This window comes from Azoarcus olearius (genome assembly GCF_001682385.1).
Lineage (GTDB): Bacteria > Pseudomonadota > Gammaproteobacteria > Burkholderiales > Rhodocyclaceae > Azoarcus > Azoarcus olearius.
The window spans coordinates 1,060,395-1,077,260 of record NZ_CP016210.1 but is presented as its reverse complement, the minus strand read 5'-3'; the positions used below and the strand labels follow the sequence as shown (position 1 = coordinate 1,077,260).

Annotated in this window: 17 protein-coding genes and 1 other RNA gene; 5 read left to right on the top strand and 13 right to left on the bottom strand. The window is 67.8% G+C overall.

Going from position 1 to position 16,866, the window contains the following annotated elements:
- Nucleotides 1-39: 39 nt before the first annotated feature.
- Nucleotides 40-1,263 carry a glycosyltransferase gene (locus dqs_RS05125; protein ID WP_065339849.1) on the top strand — a complete coding sequence of 408 codons (1,224 nt, stop codon included), beginning with the start codon at nt 40-42 and terminating at the stop codon, nt 1,261-1,263.
- Here dqs_RS05125 and dqs_RS05120 read toward each other — a convergent pair.
- The 8 genes from dqs_RS05120 to dnaX all read right to left on the bottom strand — a co-directional run bounded on the left by dqs_RS05120 (nt 1,247) and on the right by dnaX (nt 8,287).
- Entirely contained in the window at nt 1,247-1,687 is a 441-nt protein-coding gene (locus tag dqs_RS05120; RefSeq protein ID WP_011764698.1) for a ClpXP protease specificity-enhancing factor, read from the bottom strand. The genes dqs_RS05125 and dqs_RS05120 overlap by 17 nt on opposite strands.
- A gap of 53 nt (nt 1,688-1,740) precedes the next feature.
- A complete protein-coding gene (locus dqs_RS05115; RefSeq protein WP_011764697.1) occupies nt 1,741-2,337 on the bottom strand; it encodes a glutathione S-transferase N-terminal domain-containing protein in 597 nt (198 codons plus the stop codon).
- A 107-nt stretch (nt 2,338-2,444) separates the two neighbouring features.
- A complete protein-coding gene (locus dqs_RS05110; RefSeq protein WP_011764696.1) occupies nt 2,445-3,200 on the bottom strand; it encodes a cytochrome c1 in 756 nt (251 codons plus the stop codon).
- The gene (locus dqs_RS05105; RefSeq protein WP_011764695.1) at nt 3,197-4,465 is read right to left on the bottom strand and encodes a cytochrome b; all 1,269 of its coding nucleotides are present in this window, start codon (nt 4,463-4,465) and stop codon (nt 3,197-3,199) included. The genes dqs_RS05110 and dqs_RS05105 overlap by 4 nt, the downstream gene beginning before the upstream one ends.
- Nucleotides 4,466-4,468: 3 nt before the next feature.
- On the bottom strand, nt 4,469-5,062 hold the full coding sequence (petA, locus tag dqs_RS05100; protein WP_011764694.1) for a ubiquinol-cytochrome c reductase iron-sulfur subunit: 594 nt from the start codon (nt 5,060-5,062) through the stop codon (nt 4,469-4,471).
- Between the two features lie 181 nt (nt 5,063-5,243).
- Nucleotides 5,244-5,843: a recombination mediator RecR gene (recR, locus tag dqs_RS05095; protein WP_011764693.1), complete on the bottom strand. Its 600-nt coding sequence runs from the start codon at nt 5,841-5,843 to the stop codon at nt 5,244-5,246.
- Nucleotides 5,844-5,923: 80 nt separating this feature from the next.
- Nucleotides 5,924-6,247: a YbaB/EbfC family nucleoid-associated protein gene (locus tag dqs_RS05090; protein ID WP_041643330.1), complete on the bottom strand. Its 324-nt coding sequence runs from the start codon at nt 6,245-6,247 to the stop codon at nt 5,924-5,926.
- Nucleotides 6,248-6,298: 51 nt separating this feature from the next.
- On the bottom strand, nt 6,299-8,287 hold the full coding sequence (dnaX, locus tag dqs_RS05085) for a DNA polymerase III subunit gamma/tau (RefSeq protein ID WP_065339848.1): 1,989 nt from the start codon (nt 8,285-8,287) through the stop codon (nt 6,299-6,301).
- A 299-nt stretch (nt 8,288-8,586) separates the two neighbouring features.
- Between dnaX and cfa the strand changes: the two genes are divergently transcribed.
- On the top strand, nt 8,587-9,819 hold the full coding sequence (gene cfa, locus dqs_RS05080) for a cyclopropane fatty acyl phospholipid synthase (RefSeq protein ID WP_084018243.1): 1,233 nt from the start codon (nt 8,587-8,589) through the stop codon (nt 9,817-9,819).
- A gap of 102 nt (nt 9,820-9,921) precedes the next feature.
- Nucleotides 9,922-10,830: a ZIP family metal transporter gene (locus tag dqs_RS05075; protein ID WP_065339847.1), complete on the top strand. Its 909-nt coding sequence runs from the start codon at nt 9,922-9,924 to the stop codon at nt 10,828-10,830.
- Between the two features lie 56 nt (nt 10,831-10,886).
- Here the strand turns inward: dqs_RS05075 and ffs are convergent.
- An RNA gene (gene ffs / locus dqs_RS05070) (signal recognition particle sRNA small type) lies at nt 10,887-10,985 on the bottom strand.
- Between the two features lie 191 nt (nt 10,986-11,176).
- Between ffs and dqs_RS05065 the strand changes: the two genes are divergently transcribed.
- The gene (locus dqs_RS05065) at nt 11,177-11,710 is read left to right on the top strand and encodes a flavodoxin (RefSeq protein ID WP_011764688.1); all 534 of its coding nucleotides are present in this window, start codon (nt 11,177-11,179) and stop codon (nt 11,708-11,710) included.
- 105 nt (nt 11,711-11,815) lie between these two features.
- On the top strand, nt 11,816-12,640 hold the full coding sequence (locus dqs_RS05060; protein ID WP_011764687.1) for an NADPH-dependent oxidoreductase: 825 nt from the start codon (nt 11,816-11,818) through the stop codon (nt 12,638-12,640).
- A 24-nt stretch (nt 12,641-12,664) separates the two neighbouring features.
- On the opposite strand, the gene dqs_RS05055 is transcribed toward dqs_RS05060, so the two are convergent.
- The 4 genes from dqs_RS05055 to dqs_RS05040 form a co-directional block, all read right to left on the bottom strand.
- Nucleotides 12,665-13,420, bottom strand: coding sequence for a restriction endonuclease (locus dqs_RS05055; protein ID WP_236778733.1), 756 nt, complete (start codon nt 13,418-13,420; stop codon nt 12,665-12,667).
- Nucleotides 13,421-13,721: 301 nt separating this feature from the next.
- On the bottom strand, nt 13,722-14,081 hold the full coding sequence (locus tag dqs_RS05050) for a cupin domain-containing protein (protein ID WP_065339845.1): 360 nt from the start codon (nt 14,079-14,081) through the stop codon (nt 13,722-13,724).
- A gap of 51 nt (nt 14,082-14,132) precedes the next feature.
- A complete protein-coding gene (locus tag dqs_RS05045) occupies nt 14,133-15,965 on the bottom strand; it encodes a putative bifunctional diguanylate cyclase/phosphodiesterase (RefSeq protein WP_065339844.1) in 1,833 nt (610 codons plus the stop codon).
- A gap of 2 nt (nt 15,966-15,967) precedes the next feature.
- Entirely contained in the window at nt 15,968-16,861 is an 894-nt protein-coding gene (locus dqs_RS05040) for a nitrate- and nitrite sensing domain-containing protein (protein WP_011764683.1), read from the bottom strand.
- Between the last annotated feature and the right edge of the window lie 5 nt (nt 16,862-16,866).

Here is a 16,866-nt window from a genome sequence, read left to right as displayed (position 1 = left end):
CGCCGCCTAGTCTGTGCCGCTCGAAAAGCGAGGGCGGCGATGAACATCCTGATGGTTTCCGACGTGTACTTTCCCCGCGTGAACGGCGTCAGCACATCGATCGAGACGTTTCGCCGCAGCCTCCACCAACAGGGCGTGCGCTCGACGCTGATCGCCCCGGCCTACCCGGGCGGCGGCGCGGACGACGACGGGGTTCTCCGCATTCCATCGCGCTTCGTTCCGCTCGACCCCGAAGACCGCATGATGCGGAGCGGCCACATCGCGGCGCGCGCCGATGAACTCGCGGGCGAGGGCTTCGACCTGATACACATCCACACCCCCTTCGTCGCCCATTACGCCGGCCTCGCGCTGGCGCGAAAGCTCCGCCTGCCCTGCGTGGCCACCTACCACACCTTCTTCGAGGAATACCTGTTCCACTACGTCCCGACACTGCCACGCAGCTGGTTGCGCGCGCTCGCGCGCCGGTTCTCGCGCACGCAGTGCAATGCGCTCCACGCCGTCATCGTTCCCTCGCGGGCAATGGCGGCGGCACTGCTGGACTACGGCGTCGAACGCCCGCTTGAAATCCTTCCCACCGGCATCCCCCCCGACCAGTTCCAGGGCGGCGACGGACGCTTCTTCCGCAGCCGCTACGAGATTCCGGCCGACGCCAGACTGCTGCTGTTCGTCGGCCGCGTGGCCCACGAAAAGAACATCGGCTTCCTGATCGAGATGATCGACCACCTGCGGCACACCGAACCACGCGCGCTGCTGCTGATCACCGGCGAAGGTCCGGCGCTGGCGACGCTGCGGAACGCGGTCGCGCAGCGCGGGCTCGAGCGCCACGTCCGCTTTCTCGGCTACCTCGACCGCCACAGCGAACTGCATGACTGCTACCGGGCGGCCGATCTGTTCGTGTTCGCCTCCCGCACCGAAACGCAGGGTCTGGTACTGCTGGAGGCGATGGCGCTCGGCACGCCGGTCGTGGCGCTGGCGCAGATGGGAACCTGCGACATCCTCGAAGGGGAGACCGGTTGCCGTATCGGCCCGGACGACCCTGCAGCCTTTGCCGCCCTGGTCGCGAGCCTGTTATCGCGGCCCGAGTTGCTCGAACGTCTCGCCGGCGAAGCCCGACAGCGCGCGCGCCACTGGCATGCGGACGACATCGCCGCGCGCCTGGTCCGGCTGTACGCACGCTGGATCGACGCCAGTGGCAGTCCGCGCCGCGTGCCCGCGCTGACAGCGGGCAGCGCGGGCCGCCGCCGGCTTACTTCACGATCTTGAGATGGTTGCCGCGCGGCGGCGGACGGGAACCGCCGTCCGTGCTGCTTTCCACCGGCACGGGTGCCGGCGTCGAAGCGGCCGGCGCATCGCCCGCCACATCGGCCTCCGCGGCACCTTCCACCTCGAATGCCATCCCGTGGCCGTTCTCGCGGGCGTAGATCGCAACCACGTTGCCGACCGGAATGACCAGCGAATGGACCACGCCATTGAACCGCGCCTGGAAGGTGATCAGGTCGTTGTCCATGTGGAGCTGATGGGTCGCGTCCTGGCCCACGTTGAGCACGATCTGGCCGTCGCGCGCATACCCCGGCGGCACGCGGGTTTCTTCATCGACGACCGCGGCGATGTAAGGGGTGTATCCCTGGTCGGTACACCATTCGTAGATCGCGCGGATCAGATAGGGCTTGGTGGATATGTTGCTCATGACTCAATCTTGCTTGGCGGCCGGCGCCCGCCGCTGCGGGCGCCCCGAACGCCTTAACGGCGCATGACCTTTTCGGAGGGCGTCAGCGCGTCGATGAAGCCCTGACGGCTGAAAATACGCTCCGCGTACTTCATTAGTGGTGCCGCGGTCTTCGGGAGTTCGATCCCGTAATGCTCCAGCCGCCACAGCAGCGGCGCGATCGCCACGTCGAGCATCGAGAACTCCTCGCCGAGCATGAACTTCTGCTTGGTGAAGATCGGCGCCAGTTGCACGAGGTGGTCGCGCACATGGGCACGGGTCTTGTCGACACCTTTCTGGTTCGCCTCAAGCGCCTCGATGTGCGAAAACAGCTCATGCTCGAAGGTATGCAGCAGCTGGCGCGCGCGCGCGCGCATGATCGGGTCGGGCGGCATCAGCTGCGGATGCGGGAAGCGCTCGTCGATGTACTCGTTGATGATGTTCGACTCGTACAGCACGAGATCGCGGTCCACCAGCACCGGCACCCGGTTGTACGGGTTGATGACGGCGATGTCTTCGGGCTTGTTGTAGAGATCGACGTCGATCACCTCGAAGTCCATGCCCTTTTCGAAGAGCACGATCCGGCAGCGGTGACTGAAGGGATCGGTCGTGCCGGAATACAGATTCATCATGTGTTGCGACTCCGAATACAAAAAGCAAAAGCGCACCACGCGGCGGGCGCGTGGTGCGACAGGCGCAAAGAGCGCGGACTAGGCGGTGAGGCGGCGTCCGCTCAGACTCAATGAATGTCCTTCCAGAAACTCTTCTTCAGAGCGTAGGACAGCACAAAAAGGCCAGCCAGGAAAATGAGCACCACGGTGCCGATCGAGCGGCGCTTCTCGGCAACGGGTTCGCCCATCCACACCAGGAAGGAGACCAGGTCGGCGACGGTCTTGTCGTAGTCCTCGACCGACAGCAGGCCCGGCTTGGCCAGTTGCAGTTCGACATGCTTGGCGCCGTGCTCGTCGGTGGTCACCTTGGCGACCTGCTCGCCCTGCAGCTGCCACAGCGCATGCGGCATGCCGACGTTGGCGAAGATCACGTTGTTCCAGCCGGTGGGACGGGCCGGATCGCGGTAGAACTGGCGCAGGTAGGTGTAGAGCCAGTCGGCCCCGCTCCCGAACTCGGACGCGCGCGAACGCGCGATCACCGTGAGATCCGGAGGCGCGGCGCCGAACCAGGCCTTCGCTTCGTCGCGCTGCATCGCGATCTTCATCAGGTCGCCGGTCTTTTCACCGGTGAACAGCAGGTTGTCGCGGATCAGCTGCTCGCTGAGGCCGATCTCCTGCAGGCGGTTGTAGCGCAGGTAGGACGCACCGTGACAGTTCAGGCAGTAGTTGACGAAGATCTTGGCGCCATGCTGCAGGGCGGCCGGATCCTTGCTGACCGGCGCCTTGTCCAGGTGCAGGACGTCACCGGCGGCCATCGCCAGGGCCGGCGCGAAAGCCGCGACCGCGGCCACGCGCTTGATGAAACTCATGACACGCGATTTCATTTGAAGGTCACCCTTTCCGGTTCGGACTTGCACTTGTCGAGCTTGCTGTACCACGGCATCGCGAGGAAGAACGCGAAGTACAGCACCGAGCAGATCTGCGACACCAGGGTGCGGCCCGGGGTGGGCGGCAGCACGCCGAGGTAGCCGAGGATGAAGAAGCAGATCACGAAGACCACCAGCGCGGCCTTGAAGATCGGACCCTTGTAGCGCACCGACTTCACCGGGCTGCGGTCCAGCCACGGCAGGAAGGCGATGATCACCACCGACGCGCCCATCGCCACCACGCCCCAGAACTTCGCATCGAGGCCGAACAGCGGGTAGGTCACCGCGCGCAGGATCGAGTAGAACGGGGTGAAGTACCACACCGGCGCGATATGCGGCGGGGTCTTCAGCGGGTCGGCCGGGATGAAGTTGTTGAACTCCAGGAAGTAGCCGCCACCTTCGGGCGCGAAGAACACCACCGCGCTGAAGAAGAACAGGAAGGCGACCACGCCGACGATGTCCTTCACCGTGTAGTACGGATGGAAGGGGATGCCGTCGAGCGGGATGCCGTTGGCGTCCTTCTTCTTCTTGATTTCCACACCGTCCGGGTTGTTGGAGCCGACTTCGTGCAGCGCCACGATGTGGGCGGCGACGAGGCCGATCAGCACCAGCGGCACGGCGATGACGTGGAAGGAGAAGAAGCGGTTCAGGGTGGCGTCGGAGACGACGAAGTCACCGCGGATGACCAGCGACAGGTCCGGCCCGATCAGCGGGATCGCCGAGAACAGGTTCACGATCACCTGGGCGCCCCAGAACGACATCTGACCCCACGGCAGCAGGTAGCCCATGAAGGCCTCCGCCATCAACGCCAGGAAGATCAGCGTGCCGAAGATCCAGATGAGTTCGCGCGGCTTGCGGTAGGAACCGTAGAGCAGGCCGCGGAACATGTGCAGGTACACCACGATGAAGAACGCGGATGCGCCGGTGGAGTGCAGGTAGCGGATCAGCCAGCCGCCCGGCACGTCGCGCATGATGTACTCGACGCTGGCGAACGCGACCGGCACACCGGCGGCATTCAGGGATGCGTCCGGCTTGTAGTGCATCACCAGGAAGATGCCGGTGACGATCTGGATCACCAGCACCAGCAGCGCCAGCGAGCCGAAGAAGTACCAGAAGTTGAAGTTCTTCGGCGCGTAGTATTCGGTCAGATGACCCTTGATCGACGAAGTGAGCGGGAAGCGCTCGTCGACCCAGTTCAGCAAGGCTTGGGATTTGGTCGTCATCGCTTAGGCCTTTCCGTCTTCACCGACGAGGATGGTGGTGTCCGCGACGTACTTGTGCGGAGGAATCTCGAGGTTGTCCGGCGCCGGCATGCTCTTGTAGACGCGACCGGCGAGGTCGAACTGCGAGCCATGACAGGGGCACAGGAAGCCGCCGGGCCAGTCCGCACCGACGCCGCTTTCGGCGCCGACCTTGAACTTGTCGGACGGCGAGCAGCCAAGGTGGGTGCAGATGCCGACCGCGATCAGGTACTCGGGCTTGATCGAGCGATGCTTGTTCTTGGCGTACTCGGGCTGCTGCAGCTTGTCGGACTGCGGATCGCTGACCTTGTCGTCCGTCTTGTCCAGCGACGCCAGCATTTCGGGGGTGCGACGCAGGATCCACACGGGCTTGCCGCGCCATTCCACCGTCATCATCTCGCCCGGGGCGAGTTTGCCCACATCGACCTCGACCGGCGCCCCTGCTGCCTTGGCGCGCTCGGACGGCGTCAGACTGGCAACGAACGGCACCGCCGTGGCCACCGCCGCGACGCCGCCTGCGGCGGACGTCGCCAGCAACAGCGTGCGGCGGCCGTTGTCCATCTTTTGTTCAACGCTCATGACCCTCTTCCCTGAAAGGAAAACCAAAGACCGGATACAAAAAACCTTCGGATTATATCGGAGTCGCTGCAGCAGAGAAAGCGCGAAGTCGGAAAATCCAGTCGGCACAAGGCTTTCAAAGCGATCACCCTGCTTCGATCAGGGGCTAGGAAAGCGCCGCCTGCCGCACTGCAGCACGCGTTCAGAACGCGCGCCGCTCGACCAGCGCCTGGGCAATCGTGCCGGTGTCGGTGTGTTCGAGTTCGCCACCGACGGGCACGCCGCGTGAGATGCGGCTGACCTTGACCCCGCGCGCGCCGAGCAGCGTGGCCACGGTGTGCGCCGTCGCCTCGCCCTCGTTGGTGAAGTTGGTCGCGAGGATGACTTCCTTGACCTCACCGTCGGTCGCACGCGCGATCAGGCGTTCGAGCCCGAGTTCGCGCGGTCCCACGCCGTCGAGTGGCGACAAACGCCCCATCAGCACGTAGTACAGGCCGTTGTAGGACTGGGTCTGCTCGATCATGGCCAGATCGGCGGGCATCTCGACGACACAGAGCGTCGCGGGGTCGCGCCGCGGATTGGCGCAGCGCTGGCAGACCGCCTCTTCGGAGAAGTTGTTGCAGCGCTGGCAATGGCGCAGCACTTCGAGCGCATGGCCGAGCGCCCCCGCCAGCCGCGCCGCGCCGCGCTGGTCGCGCTGCAGCAGGTGGTAGGCCATGCGCTGCGCGGACTTCGGCCCGACGCCAGGCAGGCAGCGCAGCGCGGCGATGAGTTCGTCGAGACTGGAAGGAGGAGAGGACATCGGTACGCGTCGGGCCGCCTCAAGCGCCTCTCCGCCCCCTCGCGGGGCGGCGAACGCATTCGGCGTGGAGACTGTTGATCTCAGAACGGAAGCTTGAACCCCGGCGGCAGGTTGAGGCCGGCCGTGAAGCCCGCCATCTTTTCCTGCGTGGTGGTCTCGACCTTGCGGACCGCGTCGTTGAGCGCCGCCGCGACGAGGTCTTCCAGCATTTCCTTGTCGTCCATCACCGCGTCGTCGATGCTGACGCGCCGCACGTCGTACTTGCAGGTCATCACCACCTTGACGACGCCTGCGCCGGCCTGACCCTCGACCTCGACGCTGGCGAGCTGGTCCTGCATCTTCTTCATGTTGTCCTGCATCTGCTGGGCCTGCTTCATCAGGCCGGCAATACCGCCTTTCATCATGATCATGTTCTCCGCTGGGAAGGAAGGGATGGGTTAGCCGTGGGGGCAGGCCTAGAGCGGCCGTACCGTGTCTTCGAGCAGCGTGGCATCGAAGCGCTCGATCAATTCACGCACGAAGGGGTCGCATTCGAGCGCCGCGACCGCTTCGGCGTGGCGCTGCCGACGCTCGATTTCGTCGCGTTGGGCGGGCGTCTCACCCTCGATGGTACCGATGACGATCCGGACCCGGAGCGTGCGCCCCAACGCGGCGCCGAGTTGTTCCTGCAACCGCTCGGGCGCGCTGCGGTTGATATCGAGCAGATGGCGATGGGTGGCCGACAGGCGCAGCTCGAGCTGCTCGCCATCCAGCCCCACCCACTCGCAGTGCTGCGCCAGCTCCCGCAGCATGCCGGTCAGCCCGAGGGCACGTACCAAGGACCGCCAGTCGCCCGCCGCCAGCGCCTGCGGGGCTGCCAGCACGGCGTCCCCGGGTGCTTCGTCCGCGGCGGGTGCTACCGCCGGCGCCGTAGAGGGTCTGACGACCGCAAGCGGGGCCGGACGCGGCGGCGCGTCGTTCAATTCCTCGTCGAAGCGCTCGGCACCGCCCGCTGCGGCCCTGTCACCCTCGTCCCACTGCGCTTCCGGGGGCAGCTCCTCCCACGGCGGAACGTCGCCCGCCGGCGGGGAAACCGCCGGCCCCTCGGGCGGCGCCACCGGCGCTGCGGGCGCAGGAGGCGCGGCGGAGGAAGACGGTGCCTGCGGCACAGGCGCGGCCGACACAGGGGCCGGGGCGGCCGTCGTCGCCGCGGGCGGAACGGGCCGGTTCGTCGCCGCGACCGCATTTGGCGGCATCCCGGCGCCGGCGCTTTGCATCTGGGGCGTCACCGCGGCGGGAGCCGGCGCCCGCGCCGGCAGCGGCCGGCGCTCGCCCCCCGCGCCCCCGTCCGCGCCGGTCGGCGTGCTTCCCAAGGCCGGCGGCTGCTCCGGGCGGAACGCGTGCAGACGCAGCAGCGTCATCGTGAAGCCGGTGTATTCGTCCGGCGCCAACGGCAGCTCTTCCCGGCCATGGATCGCAATCTGGTAGGCGAGCTGCAGAAACTCGGCGTCGAAGGCCGCGGCGTGGACTTCGACCCGGCTTCGTTCGAGCGGGTCGGTAATCGCTGCCGGCGCAAACTGATAGAGCGCGACCCGGTGCAGCAGTGAAGCCAGCGCCTGCAGCGCGGCGTCGAACGAGAGGCTGCGCGCCTCCATGCCGTCGGCCACGGCGAGCAGCGCCGCCATGTCGGCTGCGGCGAGCGCCTCCAGCACGGCGTGCAGGTGATCATCACCGACGGTGCCGAGCATGTGCGTGACCTGCTCTTCAGCCACCTTGCCGGCGCCGTGAGCGATCGCCTGATCGAGCAGCGAAAGGGCATCGCGCATCGAGCCGTTGGCCGCTTTGGCGATATGCCGCAGCGCGGGCGGCTCGAACGGTACCGCCTCGGCGGTCAGGACGCGGTCCAGGTGCTCGACGATATGCCCCTGCGGCATCTGCTTGAGGTTGAACTGCAGGCAGCGTGACAGCACCGTCACCGGGATCTTCTGCGGATCGGTGGTGGCGAGGATGAACTTGACGTGCTCCGGCGGCTCTTCGAGGGTCTTCAGCATCGCGTTGAACGCATGCCCGGTGAGCATGTGCACTTCGTCGATCATGTAGACCTTGTAGCGGCCCTGCACCGGCGCGTATACCGCCTTGTCGAGCAACGCGGCCATGTCTTCCACCCCCCGGTTGGAGGCGGCATCCATTTCCACGTAGTCGGGGAAGCGGTCCGCATCGATCGCCCGGCAGGCTTCGCACTGGCCGCAGGGCTCCGCCGTCACGCCGGTTTCGCAGTTGAGCGCTTTAGCCAGGATGCGGCTGATGGTGGTCTTGCCCACCCCGCGCGTACCGGTGAACAGGTAGGCGTGGTGCAGGCGGCCGGTGGCGAGCGCGTGGCTCAGCGCACGGACGACGTGCTCCTGACCGACCAGCGTGCCGAAGGATTTCGGCCGCCATTTGCGTGCAAGGACCTGGTAGCTCATGGGTGGGGATTCTAGCAGAGCCCCCCTGCCCGTTCCCGGCGCGCTCCGCCGATGATTCGAATTGCCAATCGGCGCGATTGGCTCAATCCATTTGGTCTATCTCCGGTCGCTGCCTATCCTTCAGTCGTCGGCTCCGCGCCGCCTCAGGGGAGAACGCAATGGAACACCTAGCCGAAGAAGTTCGCGCGTGGATCGACACACTGTGCGCCGTTTGCGCGGAAATCGCCGAAGTGTCTTGACCCGGGTGTACGCCGTCGCCCGCCCGGGCCGGACGACGCGCTTGCGCTAGAGGAGCGTGCATGAACTCTGCCGATACAGACCGCGCCGCCTCCCGCCCCGTGGCGCCCCCTGCGTACTCCCGCGCCCACCGTGGCACCGCGGCCCGGCGCGGGGGCGACGATGGCGCGCGGCGCGCCTTCGCCGAACTCCTCGCGCTCGCGGACGTCAGCGTGGACGGCGAGCGGCCCTGGGACATCCAGGTGCATCACCCGGACACCGCCGCCCGCGTGCTCGCGCAGGGCAGCCTGGGGCTGGGTGAAGCCTATATGGACGGCTGGTGGGATTGTGCCCGGCTCGACGAGTTCTTCCGCCGCGTACTGGGCGCACATCTGGACGAAAAGGTCGGCACCACCTCGCTGATGGTCCAGAGCCTGCGCGCGCGCCTGTTCAATCTGCAGAACCTGCGCCGCGCCTGGCATGTCGGCCAGACCCATTACGACCTCGGCAACGACTTCTTCGAGGCCATGCTCGACCCGCACATGGCCTACACCTGCGGCTACTGGGCCGGCGCGGGTTCGCTCGAGGAAGCGCAGCGCGCCAAACTCGACCTGGTCTGCCGCAAGCTCGAACTGCGCCCCGGCATGCGCCTGCTCGACATCGGCTGCGGATGGGGCAGCCTGATGAAGTTCGCCGCCACGCATTACGGCGTGCAGTGCGTGGGGCTCACCATCTCGCGCGAGCAGGCCGAATTCGGGCGCGCGCGCTGCGCGGGTTTGCCGGTGGAGTTCCGCCTCGCCGATTACCGTGAATTCCGCCCGGCAGAAGGCGAGCACTTCGACCGTGCGGCCTCGCTCGGCATGTTCGAGCACGTCGGCCACAAGAATCATCCCGCGTATTTCGATGCGGTACGGCGCTGCCTGCCCGATGACGATACGCAGGCCCTGTTCCTGTTGCACACGATCGGCAAGAACCTGCGCCGGATGCCGACCGATCCGTGGATAGACCGCTACATCTTTCCGAACGGCGACCTGCCCACGCTCGGACAGATCACCGACGCGGCGGAAGACCGCTTCATCATCGAAGACGTCCACAACTTTGGCGCCGACTACGACCGCACGCTGATGGCCTGGCACGCACGCTTCGAGACCGCCTGGCCCCGCTTCGCCGAACGCTATGGCGAACGCTTCCACCGGATGTGGCGCTACTACCTGCTCGCCTGTGCCGGCACCTTCCGCGCCCGCACCACCCAGCTGTGGCAGATCGTGATGTCGCCAACGGGCACGCCCGGCGGTTATCGGCGCCCGTTGATTTAGCCGATACCTATCGAATAATTAAAATCATTCAATTGGAACTATAAATACCGGACAGCCATAGTCGACTCATCGGAAGCGTCGCTTCACACCCCGGAGTCGAACATGGTTGCCAAGGTCGCCCGTCTGCACTTCATGCCCGCCAGCCCGGCCAGCGCAGCGCGCGCACTCGCCGGCTGGTTGATCGCCCTGACCGGTCTGGCGCTGCTGGCCACCCGCCTCGCCGGAGAAATCGGCGGCGGCGCGATCGGCGGCCCGATCGGCGACGCGCTTGCAGGTGGCGCCATGTCCGCAGCAGCAACCGCGCTCGGCGCCCTTCCCTTGCTCGTGATGCGGCGCATCGGCGCCGGCGTGCAAGGATTGCTGCTCGGCTTCGGCGCCGGCGTGATGCTTGCCGCAAGCGTGTTCTCGCTGTTGCTCCCGGCCTTCGATGCGGCCCATGCGCTCGGAACCACCGGTCCCGCCGCGGTCGGCGTCGTGGCGGCGGGCCTCGCGCTCGGCGCGGCCCTGCTCCTCGTCATGGACCGCGCCCTGCCTCACTCGCACGCCCCCGACGGCACGCGGAGCGCCACCGCGGTATGGCTCTTCGTGTTTGCGATCGCGGTGCACAACATTCCTGAAGGGCTTGCGATCGGCGTCGCCACCGGCATGAATGTCACCGAAGCGGGCAGCGCGAATGCGGTCGCCACCGGGATCTCGCTGCAGAACGTGCCGGAAGGCCTGATTGTGGCGATTGCGCTGGCCGCCGCCGGCTACGGCCGCCTGTTCGCGTTCGCGGTCGCGGCGATTTCAGGCCTCATCGAACCAGTCGCCGCAGTGGCCGGCTCCATGCTCGTCTCGACCGCCACCGCGCTGCTCCCTTGGGGTCTCGCCGGTGCCGCGGGGGCGATGTTGTTCGTGGTCAGCCACGAGATCATCCCCGAGTCGCACCGGCGCGGGCACGAAACGCTCGCCACCGCGGGCTTGGTGGCCGGCTTCATCGCGATGTTGATGATGGATCGCCTGCTCGGCTGAAACGCCGCGCGCAACAAAAAGGGCGCCCCGCCAGGGCGCCCTTTTCATGTGTTCAGGGTGGCGAGCCTGACCCCCGGCACTTGCAGGGAACGGCTGTGGCTGCTGCCTTCCGGCCCTGACCAGGTTCACCGCGCTGCAATGCGGGGAGACCCGCCACGGCCGGCATTGTAGCAGTTCGCCCCTGCCGCGGGGCGCCCGTCGATGCAATAAGCACGCCCGAATTGAAGCCGGCCCTTGGCAAGGCGCTTGCTTTATCTCTCCCGAACGCAGCATGCGCTCACCGCCGCGGCGGTCCCATCCACGCGGCGCTACGCACCGTCACTTACTGAATGAAAGGAAAAAAGCCATGTCCCGCATCGGTATCTTCTACGGCAGCAGCTCCGGCGTAACCAAGGCGGCAGCCGAAAAGCTGGCCGGATTCCTCGGCGAAGACCGTTGTGACCTCTACAGCATGGAAGAGGACTTCGTCGACTTCGACGAGATGCTCGACTACGACTTCCTGCTGTTCGGCTGCTCCACCTGGGGCTCGGGCGAGGTGCAGAACGACTGGCGCGATCCGCTGCTGGACCTCGACAACGACAAGCCGGACTTCTCCGGCAAGACCATCGCCGTGTTCGGCGCCGGCGACTATGTGTCGCATGGTGAACAGTTTGTCAGTGCGCTTGGTATTCTTTACGACAAATTCAAGGCCCGCGGCGCGACCCTGGTCGGCAGCTTCCCCACCGAGGGCTACACCTACAAGTACTCCTTCGCGGAACGCGACGGTCAGTTCGTGGGTCTGCCGTTCGACGACATCAACGAAGCTGACAAGACCGAAGCGCGCCTGCAAGCCTGGGTCGAGGTCCTGCAAGCCTACCTGCCGGAAGCCGAAGAGGCCTGATCACACCGGCCCGCGCAGGCCGCCACCACGGCGGCCGCGCTCCGCCGGCATATACTCGGGCTTCGTTGATTTTCCGGCTGCGTGCCGCCCTTCCCCGGAGCCCCGATGAACCAGCCCGACACCCTGTTCCAGACCCGCTATGGCGACGCGGCCGCGCGCGCGCCGGCGGCCTGGTCTCCCGTCATCGAACACCTGCTCGGCCACCGCTCGGTCCGCGCCTACCTGCCCGACCCGGTCTCGGAAGACGAACTGGTGGCGATCGTCGCCGCTGCACAATCGGCGGCGAGTTCGTCCAACCTGCAGGCATGGAGCGTGGTGGCGGTGCGCGACCCGGCCACGCGCGCCGCGCTGGCGGAATGCGCAGGCGGCCAGGCCCACGTCCGCGATGCGCCGCTGCAACTGGTGTGGCTCGCCGATCTCGCCCGCCTCGAACACCTCGCGCTTGCCAACGAAAGGCCCTCGGCGGCACTCGACTACCTCGAGATGTTCCTGGTCGGTGTCATCGACGCCGCGCTCGCGGCGCAGAACGCCGCCGCGGCGGCAGAATCGCTTGGCCTTGCCACCGTGTATATCGGCGGCATGCGCAACCAGCCCGAACGCGTGGCCGAACTGCTGCGGCTGCCGTCCAAGGTCGTGGCGGTGTTCGGCATGTGCGTAGGTCGGCCCGATCCCGCTCAGCCCGCCGAGATCAAACCGCGCCCGCCGCAGTCGGTGGTGCTGCACCACGAAACCTACACGCCGCTCCCCGCCCAGGACGAAGGCATCGCCGCCTACAACGGCGCGATGGCGCAGTTCTACGAGCGCCAGAACATGAAGGTGCACGGCACCTGGGCGGTTCACTCGGCCAAGCGCGTCGCCGGGCCGGAAAGCCTGTCGGGGCGCGACCGCTTGGTCGAGGCGCTGCACAACCGCGGCTTCACGCTCAAGTAGCAGACGCGGGCGCGGCCGCTCGCCTCAGCCCGCGCCGCGCATCGGCAGCAGGCCGCGGCAGCGCGGATAGGTACTGCAGCCCCAGAACGCGCCGCGCTGACCCTTGCGCGCAGTCATCGGCGCGCCACAGCTGGGGCAGGTCGGCGTCGTCCAGTCGCCGGCAGTGGCAAAGTCGAGCAGGCGTTGGGCGGACTCCGCCGGCAGGCGCTGCAACATCGCCAGGAAAAGCTTGCCATCGAGCAGCGTGATCCGGTTTTCCGCGGCAAACGCCCGCGCCTCGTCGGTGAAACCGCGCGGCGCCATGAAGAAGGCCTTCTCCACCTTTTCGTGCGCCATCACGCCGCGCAGCTCGCGTACCGGCTTCACCCCGACCTGCCGGCTGTGCGCCTTGCACTGCACGATCGCCGTAAGCCGGGCCGGGTCGGCGTCGTCCTGGAACAGGCGCACATCGACGCCTCCGTCGGCGCCCAGCCGGGTGGTCTCCGCCCGGATCCCCTTCTCGCGGTAGAACGCGCAGCACAGGTCCTCGAAACGCTTCCACTCCATGCGGTCGAGCACCTCGGCCGACCAGGCGGTCGGGCGTGGAGGCCGCGTCTCCGACAGCGGAGGTGACGGATATACCGACGCGAGTGCGCGATCGAGTTCGTCGGGCTCCGGGCCGCGGCTTCCAGGCGAAGCAGTGGGTTCGCGACGTGAAGTGGTGATCTCGACGCCGCCGTCCTGCGTCTCCCTCGGTCCGCCTGTCAGGACCGCGGCGAACAGCAGAAGGGTCAGCGTCACCACCGCTACCGCGAGATACGCCCCGCTGATCGCCAATACGGCCAACACTGCTGCAGCGACGAGCCCGCCCAGAACGAACAGGACCGGAGCCCCACCCGGAGCGCCACCCTTCCGTCCTGCCTCATGCGGCTCCCGATCCCGACCCGCCATCTCCGCACCCGTCCTCCAAAACGACCGGCCGTAGCGCAATCGCTCCAGGTCCGGTTAGCCAGGATGATGGTACGGGGGCGAAATTATTTACCTCGAATAACTAATTCACACCCCGGTCCGTACCGGCATGCCGGGCGGTCCCCAGGCGGCGCTATTCCAGCAACTCCGTGTCGGAATGCGCATAGGCCGGGCTGCAGCAGCACAGGATGTGCAGAGCCGCCGCTTCACCGGCCTGGATGCAGTGTGCGGTACCGGGGGGAATCAGCACCGTGTCGCCCGCCTCGACGGCGAAGCGGTCCTCGCCCAGGGTCATGATCCCGCTGCCCGCGGTGACGTGGTACAGCTCCTCGCTGCGCCGATGGCGGTGAAGCACGGTGCGCATGCCGGGCGCAACCACCGCTTCAGCCAGACTCTGGTTGCGCGCCCCGTGCAAAGCCGGGTGCAACAGCTCGCGGATCTCGGAACCGTCCTTCGTGACATAGGCGGGACAGTCGGCAAGACGGGTCTTCATCGGCACGCACTCCTTGCAACGGGACGACGGATTGTGCCGCCTCGCCGGCCTTCAGCCCACGGCCGCCAGCGCCGGCGCGCGCCGGCCCCCGCGGTAGCTGGCGAGGAAGTCGCGCAGCGCCGCAGCCGGCATCGGCTGCGCGTAGAGATAGCCCTGCAGCTCGTCGCAGCCGTGGGCGAGCAGGTAGGCGGCCTGGGCCGGACGTTCGACGCCCTCGGCCACCACGCGCAGACCCAGACTGCGGCCCAGCGACAGCACCGCACCGGTGATCGAACGCGCATCATCCGCGCGGTCGCATTCGCCGACGAAGGAGCGGTCGATCTTCAGCACATCAACCGGAAAGCGCTTCAGGTAAGCGAGCGACGAGTAGCCGGTACCGAAGTCGTCGATCGCGATCGTGACGCCCAGCGCCTTCAGCTCGCCCAGAATCGCCACCGTTTCCTCCACATTGCCGACGAACAGGCTTTCGGTCAGCTCCAGTTGCAGCCGCCCTGGCGGCAGGCCGCTTTGCTCCAGCGCCGCGCGCACCAGCGCCGCCAACTGGCCGTCGCGGCGGAAGTGGCGCGCCGAAATGTTCACCGCCACGCCAGGGGCCGCGCCGCCCTGCCCCGACCAGCGCACCGCCTCGGCGCAGGCGGCGTGCAGCACGCGCGCGGTCAGCAGCACGATCAGGCCCGTCTCTTCCGCCAGCGGAATGAAGCGGTCTGGCGCGACCGTGCCGGATTCCGTGCTGTGCCAGCGCGCCAGCGCCTCGCAACCGCAGACGTCGCCGCTCGCATCGAACTTGGGTTGATACGCCACCTGCAACTCGTCGCTATCGTTCTCCAGCGTGCGCCGCAACGCCGACTCCAGCGCCAGCCGCTCCTGCACGGCGGCATTCAGACCCGCCTCGTAGAAGCGGAACTGGCCCTTGCCCGCCGCCTTGGCCTGGTACATCGCCGCATCGGCGTGGCGCAGCAGGGTTTCCAGATCGGCGCCGTCGCGCGGATAGACCGCCACGCCCATCGAGCAGCCCACGCTGAGGTCGCGCCCTTCCAGCGCCAGCGGCTGGCGCACCGCATCGTGCACGCGTTCGAGCACCTGCACCGGGTCGGCCTGGGCGGCCGCGCTACTGATGATGAGCACGAACTCGTCGCCGCCGTAGCGCGCCAGCGTATCGGTCTCGCGCACGCAGGCCTGCAACCGCCGCGCCATCTCCACCAGCAGGCGGTCGCCCACCGCGTGGCCCATGCTGTCGTTCACGAACTTGAAATTGTCGAGGTCGATGAAGGCCACCATCAAACGCTCGTCACGGCGACGTGCCGCGCCCATCGCGCGGTCGAGGCGGTCCTGCAGCAGATAGCGGTTGGGCAGGCCGGTGACCGGGTCGTGGGTGGCCTGATGCTCAAGCTGGGTGCGGTGGCGGCGGCGCTCGGAGATATCCTCGACCGAACCCTCGTAGTACAGGAAACGCCCGTCGGCACCGTGCACCGCGTGCGCGTTCTCGCTGATCCAGATGCGCTCGCCGTCGCGGCGATACACCTCGGATTCGAAATCGACCACGCGCGCCCGCGCCCGGATCAGCGCCTTGAAGTCGTCGCGCCGGCCGCGTTCCACATAGAGCCGGCCGGCGATATCGGACAGTCCGGCCATCAGCGCGGCGGGCGTGGGGTAACCGTAGAGGTCGGCCAGCGCCTGGTTCGCGGCGAGGTAGTGGCCGTCTTCCGTCGTCTGGTACATGCCGAGCACGGCGTTGTCGAAGATGCTGCGAAAGCGGAGTTCCGCTTCGGCGGCCTGCGCCGCGGCGGCATCCCGTTGGCGGTGCAGTGCCCTCAAGCGCAGCGCAAGCCCCAGCGCCAGCGCGCAGGCGCCCGCCAGCAGGGCGGGTAACAGCAGAGCGGCCACCCTCAGCCCCGCACGCCGGCGCGCTCACCCCAGCGCGGACGGGCGGAGGGCAGGCCGTGCAGGGCGTGCTCGATGCCGGAACGCTCCTGCGCGAGCCACACGTACACCGCATCCACCGCCTCCGTGCCGAGGCGGAAGCAGGTCGCCGCGTCCATGCCGACGCGCTCGCCCTGCAGCACGCGCTCTCGCAGGGCCTGCAGGAACGCGCCGACCGGACGCGCGGCGCCAGCGCCGGCGCCCTGCGCCGCGCGCGCAAGCAGGCCGCCCGCGCGTGACACCAGGAAATGCAGCCGCACCCGCGCCACCGGGGCGCAGCGGCCGCGCGCCGCCACCGCGCTGCCCAGCGCGCGTGCCTGGCCGAGACATTCGGCCAGCGCCGGCAGATCCGCCACCGCCTTGCGCACCGCGGGCGCCAGATTGGCCGCGCCTTGCTGGGCGATGCGGGCCTCGCCCAGCGCTCCCAGCCAGCCGAGCACCACGGCGATCAGCCGGCAATGGCGCAGGAAGCTCTCCTCCGGGCTCAAGCGCGGCAGTTGCTCCACCAGCTGTTGCCAGTCGCGCTGCAGAGCCTCGAGTTCGGCGCTGCCGAAGCACGGCAGGCGCTCGAAGTCCTCGCGCGTGGCGTCCTCGACCAGCGCATCGAACAAGGCCGCCACCGCCGCCTGGCGGGCTGGCAGGCGGTTGGCGAAGCTCGCATCGCCTGCCAGCCAGGCGCCGCTCATGCCGCGGTGCTGCTGCACCTGGGCGATCAGTTCGGTCAGCCGCCCGACGCTGCCGAGCGCCGCCAGCGCGCGGCGGCCGCCGGCGGCCGCGCCGGCCCCGAACACCCGGTGCAACGCCCACAGCGCCGCCGCGCCGCCCAGCGCCGCGGCCATGCCCATTTGCCATTCCATCATTGCTG

Coding starts and splice junctions, on each gene's coding strand:
- dqs_RS05060 (WP_011764687.1), top strand. CDS start 11,816: ATGAACCAGCCCGACACCCTGTTCCAGACCCGCTATGGCGACGCGGCC.
- dqs_RS05125 (WP_065339849.1), top strand. CDS start 40: ATGAACATCCTGATGGTTTCCGACGTGTACTTTCCCCGCGTGAACGGC.
- recR (WP_011764693.1), bottom strand. CDS start 5,843: ATGTCCTCTCCTCCTTCCAGTCTCGACGAACTCATCGCCGCGCTGCGC.
- petA (WP_011764694.1), bottom strand. CDS start 5,062: ATGAGCGTTGAACAAAAGATGGACAACGGCCGCCGCACGCTGTTGCTG.
- dqs_RS05110 (WP_011764696.1), bottom strand. CDS start 3,200: ATGAAATCGCGTGTCATGAGTTTCATCAAGCGCGTGGCCGCGGTCGCG.
- dqs_RS05120 (WP_011764698.1), bottom strand. CDS start 1,687: ATGAGCAACATATCCACCAAGCCCTATCTGATCCGCGCGATCTACGAA.
- dqs_RS05090 (WP_041643330.1), bottom strand. CDS start 6,247: ATGATGAAAGGCGGTATTGCCGGCCTGATGAAGCAGGCCCAGCAGATG.
- dqs_RS05040 (WP_011764683.1), bottom strand. CDS start 16,861: ATGATGGAATGGCAAATGGGCATGGCCGCGGCGCTGGGCGGCGCGGCG.
- dqs_RS05115 (WP_011764697.1), bottom strand. CDS start 2,337: ATGATGAATCTGTATTCCGGCACGACCGATCCCTTCAGTCACCGCTGC.
- dqs_RS05105 (WP_011764695.1), bottom strand. CDS start 4,465: ATGACGACCAAATCCCAAGCCTTGCTGAACTGGGTCGACGAGCGCTTC.
- dqs_RS05065 (WP_011764688.1), top strand. CDS start 11,177: ATGTCCCGCATCGGTATCTTCTACGGCAGCAGCTCCGGCGTAACCAAG.
- dqs_RS05075 (WP_065339847.1), top strand. CDS start 9,922: ATGGTTGCCAAGGTCGCCCGTCTGCACTTCATGCCCGCCAGCCCGGCC.
- dnaX (WP_065339848.1), bottom strand. CDS start 8,287: ATGAGCTACCAGGTCCTTGCACGCAAATGGCGGCCGAAATCCTTCGGC.
- dqs_RS05050 (WP_065339845.1), bottom strand. CDS start 14,081: ATGAAGACCCGTCTTGCCGACTGTCCCGCCTATGTCACGAAGGACGGT.
- cfa (WP_084018243.1), top strand. CDS start 8,587: ATGAACTCTGCCGATACAGACCGCGCCGCCTCCCGCCCCGTGGCGCCC.